The organism is Umezawaea sp. Da 62-37, from assembly GCF_032460545.1.
Lineage (GTDB): Bacteria > Actinomycetota > Actinomycetes > Mycobacteriales > Pseudonocardiaceae > Umezawaea.
Map to the genome: position 1 here is coordinate 10,656,689 of NZ_CP135965.1, position 22,247 is coordinate 10,678,935.

Consider the following 22,247-nt stretch of genomic DNA (forward strand, 5'->3'; position numbering starts at 1 on the left):
GCCGCAAGGGATCCCTGCCCGTCGCGTCGGACCGCCGGTGCCCGTACTTGCTAAGCGGCGGACCCCGCCGTATCGTTCGAAGGGAACCGGCGGGCCCCGCCGTTTCCGTACGAGCCCCAGGGAGCACCATGCCCACCGATTCAGCCCCCGTACTGGTGACCGGCGCCACCGGCAGGCAGGGCGGCGCCACCGCCCGCGCCCTGCTGGCCGCGGGCATCCCCGTCCGCGCCCTGGTCCGCGACCCCTCCACCGAGCGGGCCGCGGCCGTGGCGGCCCTGGGCGTCGAACTGGTCACCGGCGACCTTCACGACCTCGACTCCGTGACCAGGGCGGCCGAAGGCGCCCGCGCGGTCTTCTCCGTGCAGATGCCCGCGTTCACCGGCGAGGGCTTCGACTTCGACGGCGAGGTGACCCAGGGCGCCAACCTCGTCGCAGGGGCGAAAGCCGCCGGAGTGCGGCAGTTCGTCCACACCTCCGTCACCGGCGCAGGTCAGCACGGCGACGGTCCTGAGTGGACGGAGAGCCGCTGGTCCTCGATGACCCGCTCCCTGAACGCCAAGGCCGCCGTCCAGGACCGGGTCCGCGAAGCGGGCTTCGACCGCTGGACCATCCTGAAGCCCGGTTTCTTCATGGAGAACTTCTTCCCCTCCATGGGTTTCCTGTTCCCCCGCGGCGTCGAGGGCGGATTGGTCAGCGTGCTGAACCCCGACACCCGGTTGTCCCTGGTCGCGGTCGAGGACATCGGCGGGGCCGCGGCCGCGGCGATCGCGGACCCGGACGGGTTCGACGGCGTCGAACTGGAGTTCGCGGGCGATCACCTGTCCATGACGGAGATCGCCGAGGTCCTGTCCCACGTCCTGGGCACACCGCTGTCCGCCCCCGACATGACCGAGGAGCAGGCGCTCGCCGCCGGGATGCCCGCGATGGGAGCGTCGCACGAACGCCTGAACCAGGTCGGCCAGCCTGCCCGCCCGGAGTTCGCGAGGGCACTCGGCATCCCGCTCACCAGCTTCGAGACCTGGGCGAAGGAGCACATGCGCGCCGACGCCTGACCGTCACGTCCCCCGAGCGCGGTCGATCCACGTGCGCAGCGCCCACCACGTCCGGACCGTGCTCAGGACGTGGGAGTGCCGGTCGTCCGGGACCTCGTGGAGATCGACGTCCGCCAGTTCGGCCAACCGGTCCAGGCGGTACCGGACGGTGTTGGGGTGGACGTGCAGGACCGCGGCCGCGATGCCGATCCGGCGGCCGTGGTCGAGGTAGCACAACGCGGTGACGACCAGCTCGTGGTGGAAGGCGCTCTTCGGGTCGAGCGTGCCCAGGAACTCGTCCGCCAGGGTGTCCGCCAGCTCCGGGTGGGCGGCCAACGCGGTCTCCGCCGCGAGGTCGGTGAGCGGGTGGACGCCGCGGGCTCCCCGTGACGACGCGACGGCGAGGGCCTTCGCGCACAGCGGGTACCTCCGGCGCAGCGAGGTCAACGGGGTGGCGGGGGAGATCACCAGCAGCGGCGGGTCGTCCTCCGGCGGGCACGGCGGCCGGAGGCTCACGCCCGCCAGCCGCCCCTCGACCAGTCCGAACACCCCGTCGAGCGCCTGCAAGCGCTGTTCGAGGGACCTGGCGCGGCTCGGGTCGGTCACGTCGGAGACCACGCAGTGGTAGCGGCTGCCCGTTCGCAGCCCCACCCGGCTCAGCTGCGCCGAGTCGGGGAAGGCGCCGTCCGGCACCAGGAGCCCGCGCAGCACCTGGGTGTTCAGGTCGCGGGCCGTCCGGGACAGCCGCAACTCGGCGGTGTGGTAGCTGCTGATGATGTGCCGCTCGACCGTCGCGACGTAGGAGTCCACGTCCACGATGAAGTCCAGGATCGTGGAGTCGTCGACCCCCGTCGCGCGGGCGAACTCCACCCCCGCCCTGATCACCTCGGCCCGCCCCGCGTGCACCCCGCGCAGCAGGCCCGCGATCGACACCCCCTGCGCCGCCCGATCGGCCCCCAGCGCCCGCGCGGCGGAGAAGTCCCCGTCGCCGCCCCGCAGGTGCGCGGCCCCCGCGGTGAGCAGCGTGGCGATGTGCCTGCGGTTCTCCGCCTCCGGCAGCCGCGCGACCTCGGGGGAGTTCCCGCGGGCGGCCCCGACCACCCTGGTCACGACTCCGTCGTCGGCGGCCATGGCCGCCATCACCCGCAAGGCGATCGTGGTCGTCCGCTTGTCCCGCACGGCACCTCCGGCACGTCGTTGTGGCTGGTGCACAACGAGATCGGCGGCCTTTGGTGACGTGCCCCTATCCGCCGCCCGCCTCCCGCTGGTTACGTGGGTCGACCCGAGAGCGACCACGCGGGCGCCGCCGCCGGCACACCGTTCCCCTGAAGGGCTCGACGATGAGTGCACCTGGCAGCAGGAACTTCAGCCGACGACACCTCCTGGCGGCAGGCGGCGCCATCGCCGCGACCACGGGCATGGGCACCCTGGGCCCGGGCCGGGCCTCCGCCGCGCCGAGAGCCGACGCGGACGTGATCGTCGTCGGCTCCGGGCTCGCGGGGCTGGTCGCGACCTCCGAGCTGGCCGCCGCGGGCCGCAAGGTCCTGCTGCTGGACCAGGAACCCGAGGCGAGCCTCGGCGGTCAGGCCTTCTGGTCGTTGGGCGGGCTGTTCTTCATCAACTCCGCCGAGCAGCGGCTGGCGGGCATCAAGGACTCCCTCGAACTCGCGCGCGGCGACTGGTTCGACACCGCGGGCTTCGACCGCGGCGTCGACGACCCGCTGGGCGAGGACTACTGGGCCTCGCGCTGGGCCGAGGAGTACTTGCAGTTCGCCGCGGGGGAGAAGCGGGCGTGGCTGTCGGGGCTCGGCGTGAGCTGGGTGCCCATCGTCGGCTGGGCCGAACGCGGCGGGCAGCGCGCCGAGGGGCCGGGCAACTCCGTCCCCCGCTTCCACCTGACCCTCGGCACCGGCCCCGGAGTGGTGGAACCGTTCGAGAAGCTCGTGCGCGCCGCCGCGGCGCGCGGAGCGGTCACCTTCCGCTTCCGCCACCAGGTCGACGGGCTCGTCACCACCAACGGGGCCGTCACCGGAGTGCGCGGAAGCGTCCTGCAAGCCGGCAGCGCCGCCCGCGGCACACCCAGTTCCCGGACCAAGGTCGGCGACTTCGAACTGCGCGCCCCGATGGTGATCGTCACCTCCGGCGGCATCGGCGGCAACCAGGACCTCGTCCGCCGCAACTGGCCCGCCCGCCTCGGCACCCCGCCCGCCCGCATGGTCACCGGCGTGCCCGCGCACGTCGACGGCCGGATGCTGGCGATCAGCGAACTGGCGGGCGCCCGACTGGTCAACCGCGACCGGATGTGGCACTACACCGAGGGACTGGCCAACCACAGCCCCATCTGGCCCGGCCACGGCATTCGGGTGCTCGCCGCGCCCTCGTCGATGTGGTTCGACGCCGAAGGGCGCCGCCTCCCCGACCCCGGTGTGCCCGGCTACGACACGCTCGGCACCCTGGAGCTGATCCAGCGCTCGGGCCACGCCCACTCCTGGTTCGTGCTGAACAAGAAGATCATCGACAAGGAGTTCGTGCTCTCCGGCTCCGAGCAGAACCCCGAGCTGACCAGGAAGGACCTCATCGGCTACCTCGCGAGCCGCCTGCTCAACAGCACCCCGCCGCCGGTCAAGGCGTTCATGGACAGGGGCGAGGACTTCGTCGTCGCCAACTCGCCGGCCGAACTCGTGGCGGGCATGAACCGGATCGCGGGCGGCGACCTGATCGACCTGGACGACCTGCGCAGGCTGATCACCCTGCGCGACCGGCAGGTGGACAACCCCTTCACCAAGGACACCCAGATCATGGGCATCCGCAACTCCCTCGCCTACAGCGGCGACCAGCTCGCCCGCACGGCCCCGCTGCACAAGATCCTCGACCCGTCGGCGGGCCCGCTGATCGCGATCCGGATGAACATCCTCACCCGCAAGACCCTCGGCGGCCTGCAAACCGACCTGTCCGGCCGCGTCCTCGGCTCCACCGGCCAGCCCGTTCCCGGTCTCTACGCCGCGGGTGAGGTCGCGGGGTTCGGCGGCGGCGGCGTCCACGGCTACCGCGCCCTGGAGGGCACGTTCCTGGGCGGCTGCCTGTTCACCGGCAGGCAGACCGGCCGCGCCGCCGCGGCGGACAGCGCCTGACGCTCAGGTGTGGCCCGGTCGCCGGGCCACACGGGCGGCGGCGCGTGCGGGAGCCGGATCGGGCGGGGTGCTGGTACCGGAGTTGCGGGGTGGCCGGGGCGATCCCGGCGCGGGCGGGCGGATGCCCGGAGGAGGCGGATCCGGAGGCGTCGCGGGCGTCGGTCTTGGCGGTGCCGGCGCAGAGGCCGGCGATGCGTCGCACGGCCGGTCCCGGCAGGTAGGCCGCGCCGCCGCGGCGAACGCGCCCGACGCACCGGCGGGCGGCGCCTGGAGCCCGTGGGGTGCGGGTGCGGGGGTCGACCTGCCCGGTGCCATGATCACCTCATGGAACAGGGGCGTGTCGGCGTGCTCGGCGCGGTGTTGTCCCTGCTGCTCCTCACGGCGTGCGCGCCGGTGAGCGCCCCGCCGCCGTCGCCGCCACCGGCGCCCACCTCCCAGGCGCCTCCCGCCTGCCCGGAATCCGGTGTCAGCGTCAGGACGGGTGTGGTGAGCGCGGCCACGGGCCTGCGGGCCATGACGATCGAGCTGGTCAACTGCGGCAGCTCGGACTTCGGCGTCCAGGGCTACCCCGACGTCGTCGTGCTGGACGAGGACGAGGACCCGCTGCCCATCACCATCCGCCAGGGGGCGGGAGGCACCGCCAAGGAACTGGGATGGGACGACCCGCCCGCGGAACTGCTGCTGCGCCCCGGCGAGACGGCGAAGTCCGGACTGATGTGGCGCAACACGCTGACCGACGGCCCGCCCGCGGTCGGCCGGTACCTGGAGGTCGCGCCGGTGGCGGGACTTCCCCGGCAGGCGGTGGTCGACGGGCCGGACCAGCCGCCGGTCCTCATCGACCTCGGCAGCACCGGCAAGCTCGACGTGCGGGCCTGGTACCGCTGACGGCGACGAGGGCGCCCGGCCTCAGGCCGAACGCCCTCCCCGATTCGCCACGGCGACCGCGTGGAGCGGTGCGGTCAGCCTTCGGTCCGGTAGCGCGGGCTGGTGGAGTGCCATTCGAAGCCGCCGCCCATCCACGCCCGCAGTCCCCGCATGAACCGCCGCAACTGCGGCGACGGCAGGAACCTGGTTGCCGCGTACACGTCCTGGAAGTCGCGGACCAGTCCGTTGTGGAGCCCCACGACGACCTCGACGGCCTCCTCGACCGAGCACTCCCGGTCCGCCGCGACCTGGAGCACCATGTTGCACGGCGGGTTCTCGTCGGCGAGGTCCTTGGTCACCGAGTGCAGGTCGTTCACCAGCACCGACGCCGTGCCCGCCAGGATCGCGGCCCGCCGCACCGCCGGTTCGTAGAACAGGTTCGAGTCCAGCTCGTACCCGCCGAGCACGTCGACGAGGGTCATGGACGTGTAGAAGCTGTCGTGCTGCCTGGCCGCGAGGTACTCCCACGCGGGTGGCCGCTTCCCGTTGTGCTGCCAGGCCGCGTAGGCCGTCCAACTCACGAACATCGTGAACGTGGAGTAGCAGACCCGTTGGAACTGGGCGGGGGTGCTGTAGCCCGACAGGTACTCCATGCCCGAGCGCAGCGCGACGAGCACCCGGTCCTCGCCGAGGGCTTCGTCGAGTTCGCCGGTGAACTCGCCCGCGGCGGGGAGCGGGTCCATGGCGGCCATCGCCAGCGCGAGTCGCTGGGGCAGCTCGGCCGGGACGGCTCCGAGCGCGGTGTCGTCGGAGTAGAGGTCGTCCGCGGCCCACCACGCCGCGTTGAGCTTGGCCGAGATGAGCAGCCGGTCCGGGTCGTCGCAGTCCGGGTGGGCGAGCACGACGAGCCGTCCGAACTCCGCCCGCCCGAGCTGCTCGGCCTCCTCGGCCGTGAACCCGCACTCCTGGGCCCACAGCGCCAGCCGCCGGTCGACCTCCTCGGCGAGGGCGTCGTCGATCCGTTCGGGCAGCGGGCAGTACAGCGGTGACGCGGTGCCGTCGCCCCACGGCCGGTGCGCGTACGCGGGATCGTGCCCGTTCTCGGGATGGGGCGGTCCGAGTTCGCGGCGGCTGCCGAGTCTTGCGGCGAACCGCGCGGCCGAAGTGCCCAGACCGGTGAACGTGGACGTGGTGTGCTGCAGGTCCGGCATCGCTTCGCTTTCTGCGGGGCACTCGGCCGCGGCGGCTCGGGATCAGATGCGGTCGGCGGCGATGAGCAGGTAGTGGAAGCTGCCCTCGCGGTACGCGGTGAGGAACGGGTCCTCGACCCCGGTCGCCACCGACGACTTGGCCCGCAGCTCCCAGTACGGGATCGTCTGCGCGGTCAGGTCGACGACCGAGATCGGCACGAGACCGTTGGCGGTCATGGCCTTGAAGTACGCGCTGCGCGGGTGGATGTTGCAGGTGTAGTGCTGGTCGATCTGCGCGACCGCCTTGGACCGGCCGCCGGTCACGTCGTTGTAGCAGCCGGTGATCGTGACGTACCGGCCGCCGAACTCCAGCTGGCGCGCGTGTTCGGCGAACAGCTCGTTCAGGTCGACGTACATCGTGCTCTCGTTGTTCCAGATGGCCCGGCGCGATCCGGACTCGAAGCCCGTGTCCAGCATGTTGCGGAAGTGGTAGCGGACCTTGCCCTCCGCGCCCCGCACCGCGGCCTGGCGGTTGGCGAAGTCGACCTGCTTCTGCGAGATCGACACGCCGTCGACCTCGCAGCCGAACCGCTCGTGGGCCATGATGCTGGTGCCGCCGCGCCCGCAGCCCGCGTCCAGCAGCTTGTCCTGCGGCCGGATGTCGCCGAGGTGGTCGAGCAGCACGTCCGCCTGCGCCGTCTCCAGCCGGTGCATCTCGGCGATGATCCGCGCGTCGCGGGTGTCCTCCGGGCCCTCCAGCACCGACAGGTCGACCTCGCCGATCCCGTAGTGGTGGTGGTACAGCCCGTCCACGTCGCCGAGGCGCAGGTTGACCGGGTCCTGCTCGGCGTTCCAGTACGAAGCGACGGACTTCTGGTACGCGGTGCGGAGGACCTCGGCGGGAGCGGTGCTGACTGCGGTCACGGGAGTGGTTCCTTTTCCTGGGGGGTTGGAGAAGACGCGGCGGAGCCGCGTGGCGGTGCTGGTGGTCGGGGGCTAGCCCCCGTGGCCGACCCCCGCGCCTTCGGGCACGGTCGGCGCGTCCGGCATCGGCACGGCGGCGCGCCGGCGGGTTCGCGGCGACCCGGTCTTCTCGAACGCCACCCGCCCGTCGTCGACGGCGCGGCCCGGACTCGACAGGAGCGACGCGGTACCGGGGGAGATGGCCGGTGCGGTCGCGGTCACGGGCGGAGCCACCAATCGTCGGGCGTGCGGATTCGAACGGGGAATCGAGGCCGTCGAATTCCCGGTGTCGATGTTGCCTGCTCGAACATAGCAAGGCGTTTCCGCAGCGCAATGACACTTTCGTGGCATGGGTGACGTCACCCGGACGTGGCGGCTGTGACGAGAGTCCACTGTGGACATCGGTGTGGGATCGGTGGAACGCGCGAAACCGCGCGGCGCCCGGCGCGCCACGCGGATCGCGAACCCGTCCACCCGGAAGCCGCTAGGACGAGGCGTGCGGCAGCGGTAGCGCCTTCACGAGGACGGGCACGGTGGTGGCGGCGGCGACGAGGTGCATCGCGACCAGGGCGAGCGAGTTGAGCGGGTGCGCGCCCGTCGCGAGGATCCCGAAGTCCGGCACGAGGGAGACGAGCACGGCCGCGGGGACGAGCACGCGCAGGACGGCGCGCGGGTCGCGGGCGCCGCGGCGGACGAGGTACCAGGCGAGCGCGCCGAGGAGGATCCCCGCGACGGTCAGCGGCGCGTACTCCTTCAGGGTCAGGCCGACGCGGACGCCACCGGCGGGCAGCGCGGCGTTCGCGAGCAGGGCGATGGCGGTGTTGAGCGCGACGGACACCAGCACGGCGAGGACGAGGCCGATGGCGGTGCGGTCGCCCGCGACGGCGGGGTGCCGGGTTCGGAACGGGGAGTCGCTGGTGTCGGTCATCGGTGTTGTCCCTCCGGTACCGCGGAAAACGGCGCACGGGGCGAGTCCACTGTGGATCCGGTGCCCGTGGTCCCAGGTTAGGGCGAGTCCGCCGGACCCGGCACCGGCGAATTCCGGATGGACCCCATCGACCGGCTCGATGGTCCGCCGGACCTGCGGCGGCGGTCGGGCGCCCGTCTCAACGGGCGCGTTCTTGCCACGCCGGGTGTCGGGGGAGGAGGATTCCCGCGGTGGCGACGGACTGGGGCAGGCTGGACCTCACCCTGCTGGTCCCGCTGAACGCCCTGCTGATCGAGCGGAACGTGACGAAGGCGGCCGAGCGCCTCGTGATGGGGCAGCCCGCCATGAGCGCGGCGCTGGCCAAGCTGCGCCGCCACTTCAACGACCCGCTGCTCGTCCGCGAGGGCCGCGCGATGGTGCTCACGCCGTTCGCGGAGTCGCTCGTCGGGCCGGTGCAGACCGCGCTGGTCGCCGCGCGCGAGGTGCTCAGCTCCGGGCGGTCCTTCACCCCGGCCGCAGACCGGCGCACGTTCACCCTCATGGCCAGCGACTACGTCGCGGGCGTGCTCGTGCTGCCCGCGCTGCGCGGACTCGCCGCCGAGGCGCCGGGGGTGAAGGTGAACGTCGTGTCGCTGCGCGCCGACCTGGTCGAGCTGCTCCGGACCGGTTGGTGCGACGTGCTGTTCTGGCCGTTGCAGCTCCAGACGCCGGAGCTGCTGAACTTCCCGCACGTCCCGCTGTTCGCCGACGAGTTCATCGCCGTCGCCGACCGGGACAACCACGCGGTCGCCGAGCCGCTCACCGCCGACGCGCTGGCGGGCACCCGCGCGGTCCACGTCAACGGAGTGGCGGGCAGGCGCGTGGTGTCCGACGTGAAGCTGGGCGAACTGGGCCTCACCCAGCCCAGCCCGGTGGCGGTGGAGTCGTTCACTCTGGCGTTGCAGGCGGTCGCGGGCTCGGATCTGGTCACGCTCACGCCCCGCCGCCTGTACGACCGCCTCGGCCCCGCGCTCGGCCTGCGCGAGGTGCCGCTGGAGACCGAGCCGCTTCGGCTGACGATCGCCATGTTCTGGCACCCCCGCAACATGCTGGCCCCGGCCCACCAGTGGATGCGCGCGCGACTGGCGGGTGTCGCGGAGGGTCTGTAGCGGAGGCCCGTGGCGGGGCGGTGGCGCCCTGCGCGCCGCCCGCCCCGCCCCGTGCGCCGGTCAGCAGGCGAGCTGCCGCCGGGCGAGATCGCGCAGGCTGCCGACGGGGAACGTGTCGGCGCAGGTGACCACGCCCTCCTCGATGTTGGAGTACGTCTGGTAGGGGACGGTGCCGTAGAGGACCCACGGGCTTCGGACAGCGCCGACGCAGCCCCACTTCTTCGCCATGCCCTGGACCACCCTGGCGCCCTTGTAGACGGCGTAGTAGCCGGGGACGTTGAAGTTCCACTTCATCGTCGTGGATTCGGTGTCCGTGGTGGACTTCGTGGTCTGCACCGAGAATCCGACCTTCACGCCGACCTTGGCGAACAGCGCGCCCGCGGCCGCGCTGATCTCCACGCTGCCGGAGATCGTGGTGCTCACCGTGCGGACCCTGGTCAACGTCGTCGTGCGCTCGCCGGTCGTGCCTGCGGAAACCTGGATCGTCACGACGTGGGTCAGCGCCGGGCTCACCTCGGCGGGTTGGGTCGTCTCCTCGTAGAAGCCCTTCACGTCGCAGCTACCGGGGGGCGGGTCGGCGGAGGCGGGCGCGGTGACCGCCACCGCGGCGCACGCGGCGACCGTCAGCACGGTGGCCAGCCGCAGCGCGTGGCGTTTCCAGCGGATCATGGGTTCTCCTGTTCACGCGGGGTCGGCGTGCGCGGGAACCCGTTGTGGCACCAGGCCTCCCCGCGGACGCTTCGGTGATCGCCATCGTGGGGCCGGGTCCCGGCGGGGGGTAATCCCAGGAACCCGGGGGCTTGCGCGCCGCCGCTACGCTTCCCCGGTGACCTCGCGCCGTGATCTCGGAAGGCGGGCGCTGGCGGACCTCCGCGACGTGGCGGCCTCCGGCCCGACCGCACCGCAGCTGTTCCGCCAGGCCGATCTGGCGCTGCGGTCGGTGCTCGGGTACGACGCGGTGTGCTGGCACGCCAACGATCCCGCGACCGGGCTCGTCACGTCGGTGCTCACCGACGACCTCGACCTGAACGACTTCCAGCACGCGGTGCGGCTGGAGCTGTGGGGCGACGACGTCGCGACGTTCGGCAAGATCCGGCGCAGCGGCGCGCGCACGGAGACGCTGAGCCGCGCGACCGGCGGTCGGCTCGTGGACAGCGTGCGCTACCGCGAGCAGATCAAGCCCGCGGGCTTCGGCGACGAGCTGCGCGCCGCGTTCGACTCGAAGGGCGGGACGTGGGGCTGCGCGGCGTTCATGCGGGCGCCGGACCGCGGCCCCTACGACGCGGTGGAACGGGGACTGGCCGAGGTGGCCTCCCGGTACCTCGGCAACGCCCTGCGCACCTGCTACCAGCTCGATCCGGCGCAGCGGCTGGAACCGCTGCCGCCCGCGGTGCTGGTGCTCGACCACCGCAACCACCTCGTGGACGCCGATCCGGGGGCGCAGGCGCTGCTGGTGGAGTTCGCCGACGCCGCCAGCGCGGTGTTCTCCGTGCCCACCCCGTTCGCCACCGTGGCCGAGCACGCCCGCGTCAACGCCGTGTCCGCCACCGGACTGCCCGCGAAGTCGCGGGTCCGCGCCGACGACGGCCGCTGGTTCGTGCTGCACGCCTCGCTGCTCGACGGCCGCGCCGACGGCCGGGTCGCGATCGTGGCCACGCCCGCCTCACCCGCCGAGATCATGCCCGTCTACCTGGCCGCGTACAGCCTGACCGACCGCGAGCAGCTGATCGCCCTGCACGCCGTGCGCGGCCGGAGCACCGCGGAGATCGCGAAGTCGTTGTCGCTCACCGCGAACACGGTGCAGGACCACCTGAAGTCGGTGTTCGCCAAGACCGGTGTGCGCAGCCGCCGGGAGCTGGTGGCGCTGGTGATGACGACGAACACCCCGGAGATCTGGTTCTAGCAAAGGCTGTCCGATGTGGACGGACGCGGGCCGTCAGCCGAGCAGGTCGTCGTAGGTGATGGGGCGGCTGGGCAATCGGCTGCCGGGGCGGGCGCGCAGGCCGTCGAGCATGAGCGCCATGCAGCGCTCGGCCGCGCCCTCGATCTCCTCGAGCTTGTTCGGCAGCCGCCGCATGAGCAGGACGAACAGCATGGCCACGTCGCCGGTGCCGATGTCGGACCGGACCTCGCCCTCGGCCTGCGCGCCCGTGACCATCCGGTCGAGGTCGGTCAGCAGCACCTGCCGGTACTGCTCGGTCGTCGGGTCGTCGCGGATGATCGCGCCCGCCTGCGTCGAGATCATCGCGAGGTGCAGGCTGAGCCGGAGTTCGTGGGAGAAGCCGATGAACCGGACCAGGGCGGCCCAGCAGGTGGGCTCCTCGTCGATGGAGGCCCGCGCCTCGGTCACCGCCCGCGCGAGGCTGTCGCCCGCCACCTCGCGGATCAGGCTCTCGCGATCGGGGAACCGCCGGTAGAGCGTGCCGACGCCGACTCCCGCCGCGCGGGCGATCTCCTCCATCGGGGCGTCCGGCCCCTGCTCGACGAAGATCGTCCGGGCCGCCGCGATGATCTGGTCGCGGTTGCGCCTGGCATCGGCACGCAGGGGCATGCCGGAGTCGACTGCCATGGGGCCTGGCCTCTCCACTTGATCCGAGCGGCCGATTGTCGCACGGACGCGCGGTAACCGGTCGAACCGGAAAACGGGGAGCATCACCCCGAAGTAGGTGGACGATTTTCCTCCGCTTCGCTACCTTGGAGAAGGAAGCGGAGGGTAATCTTCCGCATACTGACGGTTCTCGGCCGCCGCGGACGCACCCGCGGAAGTCGATGACCAGGCGTTCCCGCGCCGACCCACCACGGCCACTGAGGAGACCACCATGACGGAAGCGGTCCGGATCCGTCCCGAGCAGTTCCCGCTGACCAGGGAGTGCCCCTTCTCCCCGCCCGAGGAGTACCGCGGGCTCCGCGACGAGGCGCCGATCGCGAAGGTCCGCCTGGTCGACGACAAGTGGGCCTGGGCGATCACCCGGCACGAGGACGTGCGGGCGGTGCTGTCCGACCCGCGGTTCAGCGCCGACCGGACGCACCCGGACTTCCCGATGCTGACGCGCGGCGGCAGGCTGCGGCAGGAGGGCGACGAGAAGCCCCTCATCTCCATGGACGCGCCCGAGCACGGGCCCGCCCGGCGCGCCGTGCTCGGCGAGTTCACCGTGCGCAGGATGGAGGCGCTGCGCCCGCGCATCCAGGAGATCGTCGACGAGCGGATCGACGCGATGCTGGCCGGACCCCGGCCCGCCGACCTGGTGCGCGAACTCTCGCTGCCGGTGCCCTCGTTGGTGATCTGCGAGCTGCTCGGGGTTCCCTACACCGACCACGAGTTCTTCCAGGCGCACACCACGACGATGATCAGCAGGATGTCGTCCGCCGAGGACCGGCAGAAGGCCTTCGAGGCGGTCCAGTCCTACCTGCGCGACCTGATCGTCGTCAAGGAGGGCGACGCGGGCGAGGAAGACCTGCTCGGCAGGCAGATCCTCAAGGGCCGCGAGGACGGGACCTACCGGCGCGAGGCGCTGGTGGCGATGGCGTTCCTGCTGCTGCTGGCCGGGCACGAGACCACCGCGAACATGATCTCGCTCGGCACGATCGCGCTGCTGGAGAACCCCGACCAGCTGGCACTGGTCAAGGCGGATCCCTCGAAGACGCTGTCCGCGGTGGAGGAGCTGCTGCGCTACTTCACCATCGTCGACGCCGCCACGGCGCGGCGGGCGACCGAGGACGTGGAACTGGGGGGCGTCACGATCCGGGCGGGCGAAGGCGTGCTCGCGCTCGGTTTCGCGGCCAACCGCGACCCGGAGGCCTTCGAGAACCCGGACGACCTGGACGTCGAGCGCGGGGCGCGGCACCACGTCGCGTTCGGCTTCGGAGCGCACCAGTGCCTCGGGCAGAACCTGGCCAGGATGGAGCTCCAGATCGTCGTCGACACGCTGTTCCGGCGCGTCCCGGAGCTCGCGCTGGCCCAGCCGGTCGAGGAGCTGCTGTTCAAGGACGAGGCCGCCATCTACGGCGTCCACTCGCTGCCGGTCACCTGGTGAGGAAGGGGTCCCGATGAAGATCACCGCCGATGTCGGGCGCTGCGTGGGCGCCGGGCAGTGCGTGCTCACCGAGCCCGCCCTCTTCGACCAGAGCGAGGACGACGGCACGGTGATCGTGCTCGTCGACGAGCCGGAGGGCGTGCTGCTCGACCACGCCCGCGAAGCGGTGCGCGTCTGCCCGAGCCAGGCCATTTCCCTGTCCGGGTGACGCGCGGGCGGAGGTCGCGTCTAGGCGGCCTCCGCCGCGGTCACCCGGTGGAGCGCGAGCGCTGCCCGGCCGGTCAGAAGGTGTAGTTCACGACGAACGCCGGGTGGTCGGTGCGGTTCATGGAGTAGGTCTGGGTCGAGACGAAGGCGAGCGTGCGGGCGATGAGGTGCTGGACGTCGCCGTCGCCCTTGCGGAACCAGCCGGACGGGACGCAGTTCTGGGCGTTGGTGGCGGAACCGGGGCTGTACCTGAGGTTCAGGTCGCCGGACACGACGTGGCGGGTGGTCGGCGAGGCCGTCGGGTCGTGGGACAGGACGGTGGCGGGGACGAGTTCGCGGCACTGGGCGAGCGCCACGGCGCCGGTGGTGCTGAGGTGGGTGGTGCAGGCGGTGAAGGCGCGCACCGCGCTCCTCGCGCAGGCCCAGGCCCGCATCTCGGTGCCGCCGTCCTGGGCGGCGTACACGCCGGTCCCGCCGGCGGCGATGCCCTCCTTGACGATGATCCCGCTGCCGTACGCCCCGCGGCCCGCCGTGCACTGGTAGTCGGAGCCCGTGGACCTGTTGCGCACGAACGCGAACCGGTAGCCGGCGCCGGTGCCGACGGCCGCGGTGAGGCTCGGCAGGTCGGAGAGGCAGACCTCGTTCACCGAGACCACGTCCGGTTGGCGGTTCCGGATCATCGTGACGGCCTCGCCCACGGCGAGCCCGTTCTGGTAGCAGCTCGCGACGCCGCTGTTGCACAGGTTCATCTGGAGCACCTTGAACGCGGTGGCCGCCTTCGCGGGAGCCACCACCAAGCCGGGGAGGAGCAGCGCGGCCAGCAGGAGGCCGATCGTTCGCCGTGGTGAGCGCATGGCGCACATGCTCGGCCCGGCGGGGTGTCCGGCCGTACCGCCGAGTGGCCGCCCCGCCGCACGTCGCTTCGGGAAGCCGCCGGACCGCCGGTGCCCGTGGTCGCGGTGCGCCGGGGTGGTGGTCAGGCAGTGGCGTTGAGGCGCTTGCGCTCCAGCAGCGCCGCGACCGCGTAGCCGCCGCCGCCCGCGACGGCGAGGACGCCGAAGAGGGCCGAGGTGTGCAGGAAGAGGGCGGCGGACGAGGTCAGGGCGAGCCAGGTGCCGAGGCAGTAGTGCAGGACGTTGCGGCGGACCGCGCCCTCGCCGAGGTAGAGCAGGCCGACGACCAGCCCGGAGCCGGTGGGCCAGAGGATCGTTTGCAGGTCCGGCACGTCCACGATGGACGTGAGGCCGGTGATGGCGAGGAAGAGGGCCGCGAAGCCGCCCGCCCAGGAGATGCCGAGCAGGGTGCCGGAGAGCGCGTCGGACTTGCTCGCGCCGCGCTGGGCGCCCATGGCCGCGATGGTGCTGTGGACGCTGCCCGCGGCCAGACCGATGCCGAGCAGGGTCATCGGCAGCCAGCCGGGCAGCGCGACCAGGGGATCGGCGCCCTTGGACAGGGCGGCGGCGCCGTGGCCGAGGACGTAGGCGAGGCCGAAGCTGATGTAGGTGGCGCGGTTGTCGACCACGCCGGCGCGGATCGCGGCGGGGGCGGTCGGGGCGGTGAGGGTCGCGGTGCTCATGGCTGGTGCCTCCAGGGGGACGGTGCCGCGCGAGCGGCTGTCAGGCGACGAGGTGGGACAGGGGGACGGCGAGCCGCCGGGTGATGTCGGCGGGCCAGGGGAACGACGTGACGATCGCGCGCTGGTGGGCGAGCCCGTGCAGTCCCAACCACAGCGCGATCGCGTCGGCGGCCGGGTCCGTGCTGGTGCAGCAGCCCGCGGTGACGCAGGCGGTCATGCCCTCGACGACGAGACGCAGTGCTCCGGCGCCGAGGTCGAGGAGGTCCTCGGGGGTGATGCCGCTGCCGGGACCGGGTATCCGGACGCCGCCGAACAGGAGGCGGTAGCGCTCGGGGTGGCGGTGGGCGAAGTCCAGGTAGGCCGCGCAGAGGGCGTGCAGCCGGTGCCGGGGGTCCTCGCCCGCGCGGTCCATCGCGGACCCGATCAGGTCGGCCAGTTCCGCGTAGGCCTGCCGCACGACGGCCAGCACGATGGCCGACTGGTCGAGGAAGTGCGGGTAGATCGACGGGGCGGCGATCCCGACGGCGCGGGCGACGGCCCGCAGCGTCACGGCCCGCGGGTCGCCGCTCGCGTCGAGCAGCCCGGTCGCGGCGGCCAGGATCTCGGCGCGGAGCAGGCCGCCCTCCCCCCGGCGGTTCCGCGCGCGGGGCGCGGTGCTCACGGCCTGGGCGCGTCGGGAACGATGACCACCTTGCCCGCGACGGTGCGGGACTCGGCGAGCGCCAGTGCCGCGCCGGCCTCGGTCAGCGGGAACTCCGCGGCGATCTGCGGGGTGAGGACGCCGTCGGCGACCAGCCGCAGCACCTGGGTGAGGTCGTCGCGCAGGCGGCCGCGGAAGGTCTCCAGGCGGCGCTTGCCCGCCCAGAAGTTGTAGAAGTTCGCGCCTTTGCCGTTGGGCAGGTGGTTCCACACCAGCAGCCGGAAGAACGACTTCAGCACCGGCAGCTGCGAGTTGCCCTCGTCGTCCTTCGTCGCCGCGGTGCCGTAGGACACCAGGGTCCCGCCCTTGCGCAGCAGCGCCCACGACTGGCGCAGCCCGGCGGCGCCACCGACGTGGTCGAACACCGCGTCGACGCCGTCCGGCGCGATCTCCCGGATGCGCTCGTACATGGCGGGGTCGCGGTAGTCGACCGGGATCGCGCCCAGGTCGCGCACCGTGTCGTGGTGCCGCGCCGACGCCGTGCCGATCACCTTGATCCCGGCGTGCCGGGCCAACTGCACGAGCGTGGACCCGACACCGCCGTTGGCGCCCAGCACCACGATCGTCCCGCCCTCGCGCACCTTCGCGGAGCGGTGCAGCATCTGCCACGCCGTGACCCCGTTGACCGCCACGGTCTCCGCGGCCGTCGCGTCGACGCCGTCCGGCACGGCGACCAGGTCTCCCGCGTCCAGCAGCAGGGAACTGGCCCAGCCGCCGGTCTTGACGACCGCGGCGAACCGGCGGCCGACCAGACCCCGGTCCACGTCCGCGCCGACGGCGGTCACCGTGCCGACGACGTCGTAGCCGGGCACGAAGGGGAACGCGGGCTGGTCGTAGTACTTGCCGCGGCGCATCTGCTGCTCGGCGAACGACACGCCGCTCGCCTCCATCCGCAGGACGACCTGGCCCGCCGCGGGGGCCGGGAGTTCACGGGTGTGGACCACCAGTCCGCTCGTCTCGACCTTGCCCGGCAGGACGACCTCGGTGGTGAGGGTGGTGGCGGTGCTGCTGTTCATGGTGCGCTCCCTTGTCGGGTCGTTGTGCTTACGGTCGTAAGGCTACGCACGTTCGCTTAGTGGACGCAAGAGCTAACGCCAGTAAGTTTCGTGGCGTAAGGTAACGGCATGGACACCACCGCGGAGACGGACTCGTCGACCCCCACCCGTGCGCGCAACCGGCGGGGGGAGGGCGCCCGCCTGCGCGACGACATCGTGGCCGCGGCGGTCGAACTCCTCGACGAGACCGGTGACGAGACCGCCGTGACCCTGCGCGCGGTCGCCCGCCGCGTCGGGATCGCCGCGCCGTCGATCTACCGGCACTTCCCCGACCAGCCGATGATCATGCTGGCCGTGGTGCGGCAGGCGTTCGAAGAACTGGACGAGCAGCTCCGCGCCGCCGTGGCCGCCGCGGGTGACGACCCCCGCGGGCGGCTCTTCGCGATCGGCCACGCCTACCTCGAGTTCGCCCAACGGCACCCCGGCCGGTACCGGACCATGTTCGGCGGGCTCTGGATGCCCGACCTGGACAAGACCGCGCTGACCGAGGCCGACCTGGCGGCCCTGGGGGACGCGACGATGAAGCTGACCGCCGACGCCCTCGGCGCCTGCGTCGCGGCGGGCATCGCCACCAGCGACGACCTGACCGCCGACGCGGTCGCCCTGTGGCTGGGCCTGCACGGGCTGGCCCACCAGCGCGCGGTCACCGTCGCGTTCCCGTGGCCGGTCGACATCGCGGAGCGCATCATCACCGCCCTGGCGCACCTGGACTGAAGTCACCGCGGCTTCACCCCTACGGGTTAGATGGGCAGCACGCCGCGGGTGGAGACGGAGGACTGCGTGTCGAAGATCGTGTGGGGTCTGGTGGTGGCGGTAGCCGCCACGTGCGCGGCGGCGACGCCCGCCGGGGCGGCCATCTCGGCCCCGTCGGTGACGAGCACCGCGACGACCGTGACCTACCAGGTGGCGTACACCGGGACGCCCGCGTTCGCGCGGGTCTACGTGGACGTGGACCGCAACGCCGGAACCGGGTTCGCGCAGACGGGCGTGGGCGCCGACTACCTGCTGGAGAACGGGTCGCTCCACCGGCACGCCGGTGGCGGCTGGGCGTGGACGTCGGTGAAGTCGGTGCCGTTCACGCTGTCCGGCGGGACGGCGCGGTGGACGGTGGAGCGGGCGGACATCGGGGAGCAGGCGAGCCCGAACGACGCCGACGCGGTGTTCCAGGTGGAGTCTCCGCTGGAGACCTCCGCCAAGCTGACGTACTCCTACACCGGCGGTGGCGGCGGGAGCGGCACGGTCTACGAGCCGTCGACCGCGCTGATCGCCAACCCGGAGCGCGGGCTCTACCACCACACCCAGGACTGCGACAAAGCCGACTTCTCGGCGGCCGCGCTGCGCCAGTACCGCGAGTCGCAGGGCATCACCCTGGTGATGTGCGTGTTCTACCTCGCCGAGTACAAGGCCTCGCCGATCGCGCAGACCGCGCTGGACCGGTTGGGGCGGCAGTTCGCCGCGGCGCGCGCGGCGGGCGTGAAACTGGTGCTGCGCTTCGCCTACACGGCGTCGGACACCGGTGACGACGCGCCGAAGGACCGGGTGCTCGGCCACCTGGACCAGCTGGCGCCCTACCTCTCGGGGAACGCGGACGTGATCGGCGTCGTGCAGGCGGGCTTCATCGGCGCCTGGGGCGAGTGGTACTACACGCGCAACTTCGGCAACGCGGGCACCGTCACCTCCGCGGACTGGGCCAACCGCAAAGCCGTGGTGGACAAGCTGTTGAGCGTGCTGCCCGCCACGAGGTCGGTGCAGCTGCGGACGCCGAAGATCAAGCGCACCCTCTACGCGGGGGGCGCCGCCCGGCTGGGCCACCACAACGACTGCTTCCTGGCCAGCCCGGACGACTTCGGCACCTACGAGAACACCGCGGTGGAGTACCCGTACCTGGAGGCCGAGACCCGGACCGCCCCGATGGGCGGCGAGACGTGCGCCCAGAACGCGCCCCGCTCGGACTGCCCCACGGCCACCGCCGAGCTGTCCAGGTTCCACTGGTCGTACCTGAACACCGACTACCAGCAGACCGTCCTCCAGTCGTGGGCGGCGCAGGGCTGCCTGGCGGACGTGACCAACCGCCTCGGCTACCGGTTCACGCTGCGCGACGGCACGTTCCCGGCGACCGCCGCGCGCGGTTCGGGCCTGGCCGTCCGGATCGGGCTCACCAACGACGGCTACGCGGCCACCGTGAACCCGCGCAACGTGGCCCTGGTGCTGCGCAACACCTCCACCGGCGCGGTGACGCGGGTCCCGCTCAACGCCGACCCCCGCACGTGGCTGCCCGGCGCGATCACCGTGGCGCAGACCGTCGTGGTGCCGTCGTCACTGGCTCCCGGCACCTACGCGCTGCTGCTGGAACTGGCCGACCCGGCGCTGCCCACCCGGCCCGAGTACTCCGTGCGGACGGCCAACAACGGCCTGTGGGACGCGGCGACCGGACTGAACGACCTGCGGCACGCGGTGGTGGTGTCCTGACGCGGGCCGGACGGGAACCCGCGGTGGGCAGCGGAAGGGACGCGGCCGCGGGCTGGGCTACGTTGACCGGATGGCCGTCACCTTCCCCGCACCACTGCTGCCCGGTGATCTGATCGGGATCACGTCGCCGTCCAGCGGTGTCCGGGAGGACATGACGGGACGCCTCGACCGGGCGATCCGCACGGTGGAGTCCCACGGCTACGAAGTGGCCGTGGGAACGTGCATGGACGGCTCGGGGCACGTGAGCGCGCCCGCCGCGGAACGCGCGGCGGAACTCATGGCCATGCTGACCGATCCGGCGGTCAGGGCCGTCGTGCCGCCGTGGGGCGGTGAGACGGCGATCGACCTGCTGCCCCTGCTGGACTGGGACGCGCTGCGGCGGGCCGTGCCGACGTGGATGGTCGGGTTCTCCGACATCGCGACGATCATCACGCCGCTGACCCTGGTGGCGGGGATCGCGACCGTCCACGGCAACAACCTCATGGACACGCCCTACCGGACGCCGGAAGGGCTGCTCTCCTGGCTGGACGTCGTCGCGGCCCCGGCCGGGTCGACCCTCGTGCAGACGCCGCCGGGCCGCTACCGCGCGGCGGCGTTCGACGACTACCGGCACCACCCCGACGTCGACCGCCTCGACCTGGACACACCCGGCCGGTGGCAGCGGCTCGACGGCGAAGGGGACGTGGACGTCATGGGGAGGCTGGTCGGCGGGTGCGTCGAGACCCTGTGCAACCTGACCGGCACCCCCTTCGGCGACGTCGCCGGATTCCGCCGCGCGTCGGCCCCGGAGGGGTTGATCGTCTACGTCGAGGCCGCCGAGTCCGACGCCGCGGCCATCTGCCGCCACCTCCACGGCATGAGGATGGCCGGGTTCTTCGACGGGGCGAACGCGGTCCTCGTCGGCCGCACCAGGGCGCCCGCGTGGGGCGCGCTGACGCAGCACGCGGCGGTCCTCGACGCGCTCGGCGGCCTGGGGGTGCCGATCATCGCCGACGTCGAGTGCGGCCACGTCATGCCGTACCTGCCATTGGTCAACGGCGCCCTCGGCCGGGTCGTGCACACGGCCGACCACGACCGCCTGGAACAGACCCTGGCGTGACCGGCGGGCTTTCCGGGCGGTGACCGCCGCCCGGTGTGGCACGATCGCCGACCATGCCCATCCGCGTGCTGATCGCCGACGACCAGGAGGTGGTCCGCCGCGGCATGCGCCGGATCCTCGACAGCCAGGCCGACATCGAGGTGGTCGCCGAGGCCGCCGACGGGCTCGCGGCACTGGAGCAGGCCGATCGGGTGCGACCGGACGTGGCGCTGCTGGACGTCCGGATGCCGGGACTGGACGGCCTGGAGGTGACCAGGAGGCTGGCGGGGCCGGACGCGCGGACCCCGGTGAAGGTGGTCGTGGTGACCACCTTCGACCTGGACGAGTACGTCTACCCGGCCCTGCGCAACGGCGCTTCCGGCTTCCTGCTGAAGAAGTCCGGCCCGGTGCTGCTCGTCGAAGCCGTGCGGGCGGCGGTCAACGGCGACACCCTGATCAGCCCGTCGATCACCGTCCGGCTGCTCCGCCAGGTCGTGGACACCCGACCGGAGCCGCGCGCGCCGCTGGAACCGCTGACCGGACGGGAGGTCGAGGTCGCGGGCAAGGTCGCCGAGGGTCTGACGAACGCCGACATCGGGGCGGAGCTGTTCATCGGCGCGGGCACCGTCAAGACCCACGTCGCCGCGATCCAGCGCAAGCTCGGCGTGCGCAACCGGGTCGGGATCGCCTTGTGGGCCCACGAGATGGGCTGCTCCGGCAAGCTCCCGTCCTGAGTGGACGGTCGAACCGACGTGCGTGCCGACTCCAAGCCCCGGCCGGGACTGCTCCGGCAGGTGCTGCCCGTGCTCGTCCTGCTCCCGCCCGCGTTCGTCGGGCAGCCGGGGGCCCTCGTCGTCGCGCTGTGCGCCACCGCGACCGTGCTGGCGGCGACCTGGAGGTGGGCCGCGCACCGGATCGGGCTCGGCACGGCGGCCGTCTCCGCCGTCTCACTGGCCCTGGACGTCGGCTACTCCGGCGCACCCGCCATGGCGCTGCTGTGGACGCCCTGCGAACTGGCGGGCCTGCTGGTGCTGCTCGGCCGCGCGGTGCGCTCGGTCCCCGCCCCGCGGGTCGTCCCCGTCACGGCCCTGGCGTGCGCCGCGGCCATGGCGCTGCCACTGCGGTTCAGCCTGCACCTGTCCCCGCCCCGCTGGGACACGGCGGCCTTCGGGCTCCTGGCGGTCCCGTTCCCGCTCGCCGTCGCCGTCGGGATCGGCGTCTACCTGCGCGGCCTCGACTCAGCCGGGGTCAGGGCGGTGGCCGAGGCGCGGGTGCGGCAGCGGCTGGAGCTCGCCGGGCTGCTGCACGACTCCGTCGCCCACGAGGTGACCGGGATCGTCGTCGAGGTGCAGGCGGCCCGGTTCGTCCCGTACGACGAGGCTGAAGCGCGCGAGGCGTTCGCACGGGTCGAGGAGGCGGGCCTGCGCGCCCTGGACTCCATGGACCACGCGGTCGCGACCCTGCGCGACAGCGGCCCGACCGTGCCCGGTCCCAAGGACCTGCGCGCGCTCGTGGAGCGGTTCTCACCGGCGGCGCGCTTCGACGAAGTGGGGGGAACGGCGGGGGAACTGCGGGGAGCGCGCGGGGAAGCCGCGTACGCCGTGGTGCTGGAGGCGCTGACCAACGTGCGCAGGCACGTGCCCGGCGTGCCCGACGTGGTGGTGGCGGTGACCCCGGTCGACGGCCCGGCCGTCGAGGTGTCGGTCACCGACGGCGGATCCGGCGCCGCGCCCGGTGCCACCCGTGCGACCGGCGGCAGCGGCCTGGCCGCGGTGCGGGAGCGCGTCGAGGCGGCGGGCGGCGTGCTGGAGGCCGGACCGCGGGGCGCGGGGTGGCGGGTGGCCGCGGTGTTCCCGGTGGGCTGATCTCCGCC

At 72.9% G+C, this 22,247-nt stretch carries 23 protein-coding genes; 12 read left to right on the forward strand and 11 right to left on the reverse strand.

From position 1 onward, the window contains the following. Positions 1–128: 128 nt before the first annotated feature. Positions 129–1,052, forward strand: coding sequence for an NmrA family NAD(P)-binding protein (locus RM788_RS47945; RefSeq protein WP_315927871.1), 924 nt, complete (start codon positions 129–131; stop codon positions 1,050–1,052). Positions 1,053–1,055: 3 nt separating this feature from the next. Here the strand turns inward: RM788_RS47945 and RM788_RS47950 are convergent, their stop codons facing one another. Beyond that, positions 1,056–2,210, reverse strand: a complete 1,155-nt coding sequence (locus RM788_RS47950; protein ID WP_315927873.1) for a PucR family transcriptional regulator — start codon at positions 2,208–2,210, stop codon at positions 1,056–1,058. A gap of 239 nt (positions 2,211–2,449) precedes the next feature. Between RM788_RS47950 and RM788_RS47955 the strand changes: the two genes are divergently transcribed. Both RM788_RS47955 and RM788_RS47960 read left to right on the forward strand, forming a co-directional pair. After that, positions 2,450–4,162, forward strand: a complete 1,713-nt coding sequence (locus RM788_RS47955; RefSeq protein ID WP_315934924.1) for an FAD-binding dehydrogenase — start codon at positions 2,450–2,452, stop codon at positions 4,160–4,162. Between the two features lie 324 nt (positions 4,163–4,486). Then, positions 4,487–5,047 (forward strand): DUF4232 domain-containing protein, encoded by a 561-nt coding sequence (locus RM788_RS47960; protein WP_315927875.1) that lies wholly within the window; start codon positions 4,487–4,489, stop codon positions 5,045–5,047. 74 nt (positions 5,048–5,121) lie between these two features. Here RM788_RS47960 and RM788_RS47965 read toward each other — a convergent pair whose 3' ends face one another. The 4 genes from RM788_RS47965 to RM788_RS47980 all read right to left on the reverse strand — a co-directional run bounded on the left by RM788_RS47965 (position 5,122) and on the right by RM788_RS47980 (position 8,107). Further along, positions 5,122–6,237 carry a family 2 encapsulin nanocompartment cargo protein terpene cyclase gene (locus RM788_RS47965; RefSeq protein WP_315927877.1) on the reverse strand — a complete coding sequence of 372 codons (1,116 nt, stop codon included), beginning with the start codon at positions 6,235–6,237 and terminating at the stop codon, positions 5,122–5,124. 42 nt (positions 6,238–6,279) lie between these two features. Then, a complete protein-coding gene (locus RM788_RS47970; protein ID WP_315927879.1) occupies positions 6,280–7,140 on the reverse strand; it encodes a geranyl diphosphate 2-C-methyltransferase in 861 nt (286 codons plus the stop codon). 72 nt (positions 7,141–7,212) lie between these two features. Then, the gene (locus RM788_RS47975) at positions 7,213–7,401 is read right to left on the reverse strand and encodes a hypothetical protein (protein ID WP_315927881.1); all 189 of its coding nucleotides are present in this window, start codon (positions 7,399–7,401) and stop codon (positions 7,213–7,215) included. 262 nt (positions 7,402–7,663) lie between these two features. Further along, a complete protein-coding gene (locus tag RM788_RS47980; protein WP_315927883.1) occupies positions 7,664–8,107 on the reverse strand; it encodes a DUF6069 family protein in 444 nt (147 codons plus the stop codon). Between the two features lie 230 nt (positions 8,108–8,337). On the opposite strand from RM788_RS47980, the gene RM788_RS47985 reads away from it, so the two are divergent. Next, complete coding sequence (locus RM788_RS47985; RefSeq protein ID WP_315927885.1) at positions 8,338–9,255, forward strand: LysR family transcriptional regulator; 918 nt, start codon at positions 8,338–8,340, stop codon at positions 9,253–9,255. Positions 9,256–9,315: 60 nt separating this feature from the next. On the opposite strand, the gene RM788_RS47990 is transcribed toward RM788_RS47985, so the two are convergent. Further along, positions 9,316–9,924, reverse strand: coding sequence for a hypothetical protein (locus RM788_RS47990; protein ID WP_315927887.1), 609 nt, complete (start codon positions 9,922–9,924; stop codon positions 9,316–9,318). 157 nt (positions 9,925–10,081) lie between these two features. On the opposite strand from RM788_RS47990, the gene RM788_RS47995 reads away from it, so the two are divergent. After that, on the forward strand, positions 10,082–11,158 hold the full coding sequence (locus RM788_RS47995; protein WP_315927889.1) for a helix-turn-helix transcriptional regulator: 1,077 nt from the start codon (positions 10,082–10,084) through the stop codon (positions 11,156–11,158). 33 nt (positions 11,159–11,191) lie between these two features. On the opposite strand, the gene RM788_RS48000 is transcribed toward RM788_RS47995, so the two are convergent. Beyond that, on the reverse strand, positions 11,192–11,824 hold the full coding sequence (locus RM788_RS48000) for a TetR/AcrR family transcriptional regulator (RefSeq protein ID WP_315927891.1): 633 nt from the start codon (positions 11,822–11,824) through the stop codon (positions 11,192–11,194). A 250-nt stretch (positions 11,825–12,074) separates the two neighbouring features. Between RM788_RS48000 and RM788_RS48005 the strand changes: the two genes are divergently transcribed. Then, positions 12,075–13,289 (forward strand): cytochrome P450, encoded by a 1,215-nt coding sequence (locus RM788_RS48005; RefSeq protein WP_315927893.1) that lies wholly within the window; start codon positions 12,075–12,077, stop codon positions 13,287–13,289. Between the two features lie 13 nt (positions 13,290–13,302). Then, positions 13,303–13,497 carry a ferredoxin gene (locus RM788_RS48010; RefSeq protein ID WP_315927895.1) on the forward strand — a complete coding sequence of 65 codons (195 nt, stop codon included), beginning with the start codon at positions 13,303–13,305 and terminating at the stop codon, positions 13,495–13,497. 73 nt (positions 13,498–13,570) lie between these two features. On the opposite strand, the gene RM788_RS48015 is transcribed toward RM788_RS48010, so the two are convergent. From RM788_RS48015 to RM788_RS48030, 4 genes are all read right to left on the reverse strand, one after another. Beyond that, positions 13,571–14,350: an endonuclease/exonuclease/phosphatase family protein gene (locus RM788_RS48015; protein ID WP_315927897.1), complete on the reverse strand. Its 780-nt coding sequence runs from the start codon at positions 14,348–14,350 to the stop codon at positions 13,571–13,573. Positions 14,351–14,472: 122 nt separating this feature from the next. After that, positions 14,473–15,072 carry an ABC transporter permease gene (locus RM788_RS48020; RefSeq protein ID WP_315927899.1) on the reverse strand — a complete coding sequence of 200 codons (600 nt, stop codon included), beginning with the start codon at positions 15,070–15,072 and terminating at the stop codon, positions 14,473–14,475. 40 nt (positions 15,073–15,112) lie between these two features. Next, entirely contained in the window at positions 15,113–15,733 is a 621-nt protein-coding gene (locus RM788_RS48025; protein ID WP_315927901.1) for a TetR/AcrR family transcriptional regulator, read from the reverse strand. After that, on the reverse strand, positions 15,730–16,788 hold the full coding sequence (locus RM788_RS48030) for a medium chain dehydrogenase/reductase family protein (RefSeq protein WP_315927902.1): 1,059 nt from the start codon (positions 16,786–16,788) through the stop codon (positions 15,730–15,732). The genes RM788_RS48025 and RM788_RS48030 overlap by 4 nt, the downstream gene beginning before the upstream one ends. Positions 16,789–16,896: 108 nt before the next feature. Here RM788_RS48030 and RM788_RS48035 point away from each other — a divergent pair, with 108 nt between their 5' ends. From RM788_RS48035 to RM788_RS48055, 5 genes are all read left to right on the forward strand, one after another. Continuing rightward, positions 16,897–17,541, forward strand: a complete 645-nt coding sequence (locus RM788_RS48035; protein WP_315927904.1) for a TetR/AcrR family transcriptional regulator — start codon at positions 16,897–16,899, stop codon at positions 17,539–17,541. Between the two features lie 66 nt (positions 17,542–17,607). Further along, positions 17,608–19,296 carry a DUF4832 domain-containing protein gene (locus tag RM788_RS48040; protein WP_315927906.1) on the forward strand — a complete coding sequence of 563 codons (1,689 nt, stop codon included), beginning with the start codon at positions 17,608–17,610 and terminating at the stop codon, positions 19,294–19,296. Between the two features lie 70 nt (positions 19,297–19,366). Beyond that, positions 19,367–20,395: a S66 family peptidase gene (locus RM788_RS48045; RefSeq protein WP_315927909.1), complete on the forward strand. Its 1,029-nt coding sequence runs from the start codon at positions 19,367–19,369 to the stop codon at positions 20,393–20,395. A gap of 53 nt (positions 20,396–20,448) precedes the next feature. Then, on the forward strand, positions 20,449–21,108 hold the full coding sequence (locus tag RM788_RS48050; RefSeq protein ID WP_315927911.1) for a response regulator: 660 nt from the start codon (positions 20,449–20,451) through the stop codon (positions 21,106–21,108). Between the two features lie 18 nt (positions 21,109–21,126). Next, positions 21,127–22,239 (forward strand): sensor histidine kinase, encoded by a 1,113-nt coding sequence (locus tag RM788_RS48055; RefSeq protein ID WP_315927913.1) that lies wholly within the window; start codon positions 21,127–21,129, stop codon positions 22,237–22,239. Positions 22,240–22,247 lie beyond the last annotated feature (8 nt).

What these genes read in the sequence shown, in the direction of transcription:
- RM788_RS47945 (WP_315927871.1), top strand. Translation starts at nt 129, where the DNA reads ATGCCCACCGATTCAGCCCCCGTACTGGTGACCGGCGCCACCGGCAGG.
- RM788_RS47955 (WP_315934924.1), top strand. Translation starts at nt 2,450, where the DNA reads ATGGGCACCCTGGGCCCGGGCCGGGCCTCCGCCGCGCCGAGAGCCGAC.
- RM788_RS47960 (WP_315927875.1), top strand. Translation starts at nt 4,487, where the DNA reads ATGGAACAGGGGCGTGTCGGCGTGCTCGGCGCGGTGTTGTCCCTGCTG.
- RM788_RS47965 (WP_315927877.1), bottom strand. Translation starts at nt 6,237, where the DNA reads ATGCCGGACCTGCAGCACACCACGTCCACGTTCACCGGTCTGGGCACT.
- RM788_RS47980 (WP_315927883.1), bottom strand. Translation starts at nt 8,107, where the DNA reads ATGACCGACACCAGCGACTCCCCGTTCCGAACCCGGCACCCCGCCGTC.
- RM788_RS47990 (WP_315927887.1), bottom strand. Translation starts at nt 9,924, where the DNA reads ATGATCCGCTGGAAACGCCACGCGCTGCGGCTGGCCACCGTGCTGACG.
- RM788_RS48000 (WP_315927891.1), bottom strand. Translation starts at nt 11,824, where the DNA reads ATGGCAGTCGACTCCGGCATGCCCCTGCGTGCCGATGCCAGGCGCAAC.
- RM788_RS48005 (WP_315927893.1), top strand. Translation starts at nt 12,075, where the DNA reads ATGACGGAAGCGGTCCGGATCCGTCCCGAGCAGTTCCCGCTGACCAGG.
- RM788_RS48010 (WP_315927895.1), top strand. Translation starts at nt 13,303, where the DNA reads ATGAAGATCACCGCCGATGTCGGGCGCTGCGTGGGCGCCGGGCAGTGC.
- RM788_RS48015 (WP_315927897.1), bottom strand. Translation starts at nt 14,350, where the DNA reads ATGCGCTCACCACGGCGAACGATCGGCCTCCTGCTGGCCGCGCTGCTC.
- RM788_RS48020 (WP_315927899.1), bottom strand. Translation starts at nt 15,072, where the DNA reads ATGAGCACCGCGACCCTCACCGCCCCGACCGCCCCCGCCGCGATCCGC.
- RM788_RS48030 (WP_315927902.1), bottom strand. Translation starts at nt 16,788, where the DNA reads ATGAACAGCAGCACCGCCACCACCCTCACCACCGAGGTCGTCCTGCCG.
- RM788_RS48035 (WP_315927904.1), top strand. Translation starts at nt 16,897, where the DNA reads ATGGACACCACCGCGGAGACGGACTCGTCGACCCCCACCCGTGCGCGC.
- RM788_RS48045 (WP_315927909.1), top strand. Translation starts at nt 19,367, where the DNA reads ATGGCCGTCACCTTCCCCGCACCACTGCTGCCCGGTGATCTGATCGGG.
- RM788_RS48050 (WP_315927911.1), top strand. Translation starts at nt 20,449, where the DNA reads ATGCCCATCCGCGTGCTGATCGCCGACGACCAGGAGGTGGTCCGCCGC.